The following is a 6,291-nucleotide window of genomic DNA, read 5'->3' on the forward strand; positions in this document are numbered from 1 at the left end:
ACCCGCTCGCGACGAGCAGACCGTCCCGCCGCAGGACCCGCACCACCGAGACGGCACCCGAGGTCGCCCCGCAGGCACCCGCCGGCCAGGACGACCGCCCCACCAGGCGCGGGAGCCGTACGGCGGAGCAGGCGGCGGCCACCGGCATCACACTGCCCGCGTTCACGCGAGAGGAGCCGCCGGTGGAGCGCGCCGAGCCGGACCGGATCATCCCGGCCAGCCCCTTCATGGTCGTGTTCAAGTCGCCCGACCTTGCGACCGACGACGACGAGCCCGCGCCGTCGGCCGCGACCGAGCGCGTCCAGCAGCGACGGCGTCCGGCACGGCCTCAGCCGCGGCCCCGCCGTACGGGGTGAAGGCCGCGGGTCCCACTCATCGATGAGCGTGAACGGACGGGCACACGAGCGGCGGCCCCCGAGGGGGCCGCACTCTTCCCGATCGATCAGGAGCCGCCGGGATCCGGCGGCTCCACCGCGCTCTCGGACGCATAAGACGTCCTCGCATGTGCCGGTTGCGGGACCGCCTCGCCCGCAATGGGTATGACCTGAACAGGAGACATGCGCAGATGACCATCCGAAACCCGCATAGTGACTTTGGCAGTGTCGCCAGGAGCTTCGCTGGGTATCGTGATGCCACGTGAGCGAGCGAGCCTGCGTGCACAGCAGACGGTCCGGGACGTGGGCCCCGTCCGGCCCATCGATCCCTGGGTTTCCGGGTGAGGTGGAGGAGGCCCCGTGAGTACGCCGCGTTTCCTGACTCTTCCCCCCGGTGTCAGCACCGAGCAGATAGAGACCCCCGTCGGCTCGTTCGCCGTCCTTGAGGCACTGCCCGTCAGCGGGGTCGCCGAGCGCTGGCCGGCCCTGTTGGTCCCCGGGTTCACCGGCAGCAAGGAGGACTTCATCGCGGTCCTCCAGACGCTCGCTCAGGCCGGGCGCAGAGTCGTCGCCGTCGACATGCGCGGGCAGTACGAGACGCCCGGCCCCGACGACCCCGAGGCGTACACCTGCGAGGCGCTGGGCGCCGACATCGAGGCGATCGCCGCCGCCGTCGGCCAGGGAGAGCCCGTTCACCTGCTCGGTCACTCGTTCGGCGGCCTGGTCGCCAGGGAGACCGTGCTGAACGGCATGGTGAAGCTCGCGTCGTTCACGCTGATGAGCTCCGGCCCCGCCGGGATCATCGGCCCGCGCGAGAAGGCCGGCCGGGTGATGCTGGCGGAGATGCCCGAGCTCGGCATCGACTACATGTGGGCCAACCGGATGGAGCCGGAGGCCCTGCAGGCCGGCGTCCCGGACGACATCGTGGCCTTCCTGCGCAAGCGGCTGCTCGCCAACCACCCCACCGCCCTGATGTCGATGGGCCGGGAGGTGCTGGAGGCCGCCGACCGGGTGGCCGAGCTGGCCGGATGCGGCCTGGACATCCTGGTCCTGTACGGCGAGCACGACGACGGCTGGCCTCCCCTCCTGCAGGCGGAGATGGCCCGCCGGCTCGGCGCCGACTGCGTGGTCGTGCCGGGGTCGGTCCACTCCCCCGCCGTCGAGGCCCCGGAGACGACGGCGGCGGCGCTCACCCGGTTCTGGAACGCGGCGGAGAGCCGCATGCTCCAGCAGCACGGCTGACCTGTCGTCGCCGCCCCCGAGGTTCCGTGTAATGCTGGAGCTACTATGCCCGCGATCAATGGCCTGACGGTCCAGCCTCCGGACTCCGCCACGTGGCTGGTGCACGTCGACCGGACCATGTGGGTGGCGGGCGTGCGGGGCCTCATGCTGCAGGCCCTCCATCCGACGGCGATGCGCGGGGTCTGGCAGAACTCCAACTTCCAGCAGGACCCGTTCGGGCGGCTGCGCCGCACCGCCGACTTCGTCGGCCGGGTCACCTACGGCAGCCCGGAGGAGGCGGAGGAGATCGGCCGCCGGGTGCGGGGCATCCACCGCGCCCTGCGGATCCACGACCCGGAGACGGGCGAGGTCCACCGCGTGGACGATCCCGAGCTGCTGCTGTGGGTCCACTGCGCGGAGGTGATGTCCTACCTGGAGGTCGTACGCCGGGCCGGGGCGCGGATCACCGACCGGCAGGCCGACCGCTATCTGGCCGAGCAGCGGCACAGTGCGACGTTCGTGGGCCTGCACGCCGAGGACGTGCCGGGTTCGGTGGCCGAGATGGAGGCCTACTTCGCCGAGATGCGGCCGACCCTGCGGGTCATCCCCGAGTCGGCGGCGGCGGTGCGCTTCCTGCTGTGGCCGCGCCTGCCGCGCAACATGCGCTTCCTGTCTCCTGCCAAGCCCGCGTACTTCCCGTTCGGGGCGCTCTGCTACTACACGCTGCCCGACTGGGCGCGCCGGCTGTACGGCGCGCTGCCCGAGGTGCCGCAGAGCACGGTGACGGCGGCGCTGCGGGCCTTCCGGATGGCGATGAACACGGTCCCCGACTTCGTGCACCAGCGGGCCTTGGACGGGCACACGCGGGCGATGCTGCTGGCCTCGCGGGAGCGCCTGGGCGCCGCCGGATACGACGTGGGGAAGGGACTCAGGGGGCTGGTCGACCCCCGCCGCCGCCCGGAGCGTCTCGCCGCCGTCCACGATCTGCCGGCGGAGGAGCTCCCGGGCTCATCCGCCGTCGGAGACGTCCCGGGCGACCGCCTCATGAGCTGACGTCGGCTGGGGCGCGGTCTCGCGTGCCACCTGCCGGGGCACCGCCTGTTGGGGCGCCGTCTCCTGAGCCACCGTCTCCTGACTCTGGGGGGCCGCGAGGCCGTCCCAGGGCAGTCGGTCGGGTGAGGCGGCGCGGCCCTCGGGGCAGTGCCGCCGGAAGTCGCACCAGGAGCAGATCGGCCCGGGCTCGGGGGCGAAGAGCCGGTCGATCTCGGGCGGCACCTCGCGGGGCGCCGTGCTCCCGCCCGTGGCGGCGCCTCCGCTCGATGAGGCCCGCCCTCCACGGCCGCGGGCGCCTCCCCCTGAGGCGGCGTGCCCGGCCCAGGCACGGTAGGCCTCGTCGGCGTCGGCCGCCTCAAGCGCGATCTCCTCGGCCCGCCGCAGGTGGCGGCCGAGCGACTCGTCGGTGTGCTCCCACTCGACGACCGACGCGGTCGGCAGGTGGTGGAGCTCCACCCGATGGCAGGGTCGGCGCATCATCCGCGACGACGCGATCGCGTAGATCGCCAGCGCGATCGATGAGCGGGCGTCGTCGGTGGTCAGCGGGCGGCGGCCCGTCTTGTAGTCGACCACGACCAGCTCGTCGCCCCGCCGGTCGAGCCGGTCCACCCGGCCCGAGACGGCGATGACCGGCGTCCGGGTGGCGACGGTGCGCTCCACGCCGACCGGCTCGTCCGAGGGGTCGAGCGTCCCGGCGTACGCGGACACCATCTCCCGTGCCCGGTCCCGCCACGCCGCCGACTGCTCCTCGTCGCGGAACCCCTCACGGAGCCAGCCGTTCGTGAGCAGGACGGCCGCCATCACCGGCGTACGCCGCTCGTACGGCTCCCGCCACCAGGCCGCCAGGGCGTTGTGGACCGAGGCCCCCACGCTGTTGTGCGCCCACGGGGGCCCCTTGGGCGGCGCGGGCCTGTCCAGGTAGGTGAAGCGGTACCGGCGCCGGCAGTCGAGCCAGGCGTTCAGGCGCGACGGGGTGCAGGTGTAGAGCCGCTTCGGCATCCCGTCGAGCCCGAGCTGCTCCATGGGCCTACTCGTCGCGGTCCAGCCTGATGCCGGAGACACCCGTGCCGTCCGCCAGCGGCGGAAGCTCGACATCGGCCGTCCCGGTCAGGGAGCCCGACAGCCACTTGTCGAACTGCGGCTCCAGGTCGCCGATGCTGCCCTCCTCGCCGTGCGCGGGCAGGACCCGCGTCTCGTGCGGCAGGGTGAACAGCCGCTCGCCGATCGAGGTGAGCTGGTCGGCGAGGGCGGGGTACTCCCCGCCCAGCTTGCCCGGGCCGTCCATCAGCAGCGTCTTGCCGGTGAAGACGGCCGCGAGGTCCTCGCAGTAGAGCGAGACGCCGCCGGGCGTGACGCCGGGAGTCGCCAGGACCTCGAGCTCGACGTCGGCGACGGCGAACAGGCCCTCGTCCTCCATCTCGATGTCGGGCCAGGTCTCCTCCCACGTCTGCCGCCACAGCCGCTTGTCCTTGGTGTGCACCGCGATGGCGGCCTCGTCCCTCGCGGCCACCTCGATCGCGGCGCCCACGTGGTCGGGCAGGCCGTGGGTGCAGATCACGGCGAGGACCTCGCGGTCGCCGACCTTCTCGAGGATCTTCTCGGCGTCACGGGCCGGGTCGATGACGATCACCTCGTCGTCGTCGCCCAAGATCCAGGTGTTGTTCTCGACCTTGTGCTCGACGCCCTCGATGTCCACCGGGCCGGAGGTCACCACTCGTTCGATACGCGCTGTCACGGCTCAAAACCTTACTACCCCACGCGCTTGAGACCCCCCGTACAAGAGTCTGCACGGGGTTGGGCGTCGAACCCGCCGCCCCAGGCGGACCACCCGTCCTCCCGGGCCTGAACGTTTCACCTGCCGAATGGGCCGATCCACAGGACGTCGTGCTCTTTTTTGACGGCCGCCGGAACTCCGCCGGAGGATTCGAGCGAGGTGCCACGGAGGCGGGCTTTCACGGCCTGTCGCCATTCGAGGTGAGCCGTTCACGGGCCCGTCGTCATAGCCGGTGGGCCTTCGCGAAACGGACTCATCCCTCCTGGGCCACGAGAGAAGCACATGATGCCGTGCCTCTACGAGGAGGAACACAACAGTGCGACGACCTGTCAACGAGTCTCCGGCACCGGATGGCGCCGGAAGGATCCGGCGGGGACCCGCCGCGTGGGGCCGGTTCACCAGGCACGCAACGGCCGCGGTAGCGGTCATGCTGGGGTTGTTAACGCTAACAGGTGGCGTTGGGCCCGCGGTGGCCGCCGACAATCCGTACCAGCGGGGGCCCGACCCGACCTTGGCCAGTGTGGCGGCCACCAGAGGGACCTTCGCCACCGCGCAGGTCAGCCTGCCGGCCGGGAACGGCTTCGGCGGCGGAGTGATCTACTACCCCACGGACACCAGCCAGGGGACCTTCGGCGGGGTCGCGATCGTACCCGGCTACTCCGCCCTGTTCGCCGACGAAGAGGCCTGGATGGGGCCCTGGCTCGCGTCCTTCGGCTTCGTCGTGATCGGGGTCGAGACCAACACCCGCACCGACGGCGCCGACGCCCGTGCGACCGAGCTGCTCGCCGCGCTCGACTACCTCACCCAGCGCAGTTCGGTGCGCACACGGGTCGACCCGAACCGGCTGGCGGTGATGGGCCACTCCGCGGGCGGCGCCGGCACCCTCCTCGCCACGCTCCGGCGGCCCTCGCTGAAGGCCGCGGTGGGACTCGCGCCCGGCGCGCCCGGAGGAAACCTGAACCTGTCCACCGAGCAGGTGCCGATGATGTTCATCTCCGGACAGCGGGACACCACGGTCACCCAGTCCTACCTCAACGGGATCTACAGCACCCTGCCGGCCACGGCGCAGAGCGCCTGGGCGGAGATAACGGGCGTGGACCACCTGTTCGCGACGCGGGCCAACACGACCGAGATGCGGTTGCTGATTCCGTGGCTGAAGATCTTCGTTGACAACGACACCCGGTACACCCAGTTCCTGTGCCCGTTGATGGACTCCACCAACATCTCGATGTACCGCGACAAGTGCCCGTACGTGCCACCCGGCTCGCCGTCACCGAGCCCGTCACCGAGCCCGTCACCGTCGCCCAGCCCATCACCCTCACCCAGCCCGTCGCCCTCGCCTTCGCCCAGCCCGTCACCCTCACCCAGCCCGTCACCCTCGCCTTCGCCCAGCCCGTCGCCGAGCCCGTCGCCGTCGGGCGGCTGCACCGCGCGCTACCGCACCGTCAACTCGTGGCCCGGCGGCTACCAGGGGGAGGTCACGGTCACGGCGGGCAGCTCGGCGATCAACGGGTGGACCGTCAGATGGACGCTGAGCAGCGGTCAGACGATCAGCCAGGTGTGGAACGGCACGCTGAGCGTCAGCGGCTCCGCGGTGACGGTGACGAACGTCTCCTACAACGGCTCGATCCAGGCGTCCGGCTCGACCGTGTTCGGCTTCCTCGCCGTCGGCGCGCCGCCGACTCCGTCCTTCACGTGCACGAGCCCCTAGGGCCGGAACGGAGCCTGGATCTTTGCGGAGATCCGGCTCGTGGCTGATCGGGCGGCCGTCCGCGCGAACCGCCCCACACCGCGCAGCCCGCCCGCGACCCCCGACAGGGCGGAGTCCGGCAATGGGGGCAGCCCCAACTGAGGAGATGCTGCAGGGAG

At 71.8% G+C, this 6,291-nt stretch carries 5 protein-coding genes and 1 pseudogene; 4 read left to right on the plus strand and 2 right to left on the minus strand.

Annotation, left to right across the window (positions count from 1 at the left end):
- The 3 genes and pseudogenes from AB0B72_RS36920 to AB0B72_RS36930 form a co-directional block, all read left to right on the plus strand.
- Positions 1-356: pseudogene (locus AB0B72_RS36920) on the plus strand (DEAD/DEAH box helicase); the annotation flags it as partial.
- A gap of 378 nt (positions 357-734) precedes the next feature.
- Positions 735-1,616 carry an alpha/beta fold hydrolase gene (locus tag AB0B72_RS36925; protein WP_367744190.1) on the plus strand — a complete coding sequence of 294 codons (882 nt, stop codon included), beginning with the start codon at positions 735-737 and terminating at the stop codon, positions 1,614-1,616.
- A gap of 45 nt (positions 1,617-1,661) precedes the next feature.
- Positions 1,662-2,648 carry an oxygenase MpaB family protein gene (locus AB0B72_RS36930; protein WP_367744192.1) on the plus strand — a complete coding sequence of 329 codons (987 nt, stop codon included), beginning with the start codon at positions 1,662-1,664 and terminating at the stop codon, positions 2,646-2,648.
- On the opposite strand, the gene AB0B72_RS36935 is transcribed toward AB0B72_RS36930, so the two are convergent.
- Both AB0B72_RS36935 and AB0B72_RS36940 read right to left on the minus strand, forming a co-directional pair.
- Positions 2,604-3,671: a RecB family exonuclease gene (locus tag AB0B72_RS36935; protein WP_367744193.1), complete on the minus strand. Its 1,068-nt coding sequence runs from the start codon at positions 3,669-3,671 to the stop codon at positions 2,604-2,606. The genes AB0B72_RS36930 and AB0B72_RS36935 overlap by 45 nt on opposite strands.
- A gap of 4 nt (positions 3,672-3,675) precedes the next feature.
- The gene (locus AB0B72_RS36940) at positions 3,676-4,383 is read right to left on the minus strand and encodes an MBL fold metallo-hydrolase (protein ID WP_367744194.1); all 708 of its coding nucleotides are present in this window, start codon (positions 4,381-4,383) and stop codon (positions 3,676-3,678) included.
- 508 nt (positions 4,384-4,891) lie between these two features.
- Here AB0B72_RS36940 and AB0B72_RS36945 point away from each other — a divergent pair.
- Entirely contained in the window at positions 4,892-6,133 is a 1,242-nt protein-coding gene (locus AB0B72_RS36945) for a cellulose binding domain-containing protein (RefSeq protein WP_367744196.1), read from the plus strand.
- Positions 6,134-6,291: the final 158 nt, after the last annotated feature.

This window comes from Microbispora sp. NPDC049125 (genome assembly GCF_040802045.1).
In the GTDB taxonomy this organism is placed as follows: domain Bacteria; phylum Actinomycetota; class Actinomycetes; order Streptosporangiales; family Streptosporangiaceae; genus Microbispora.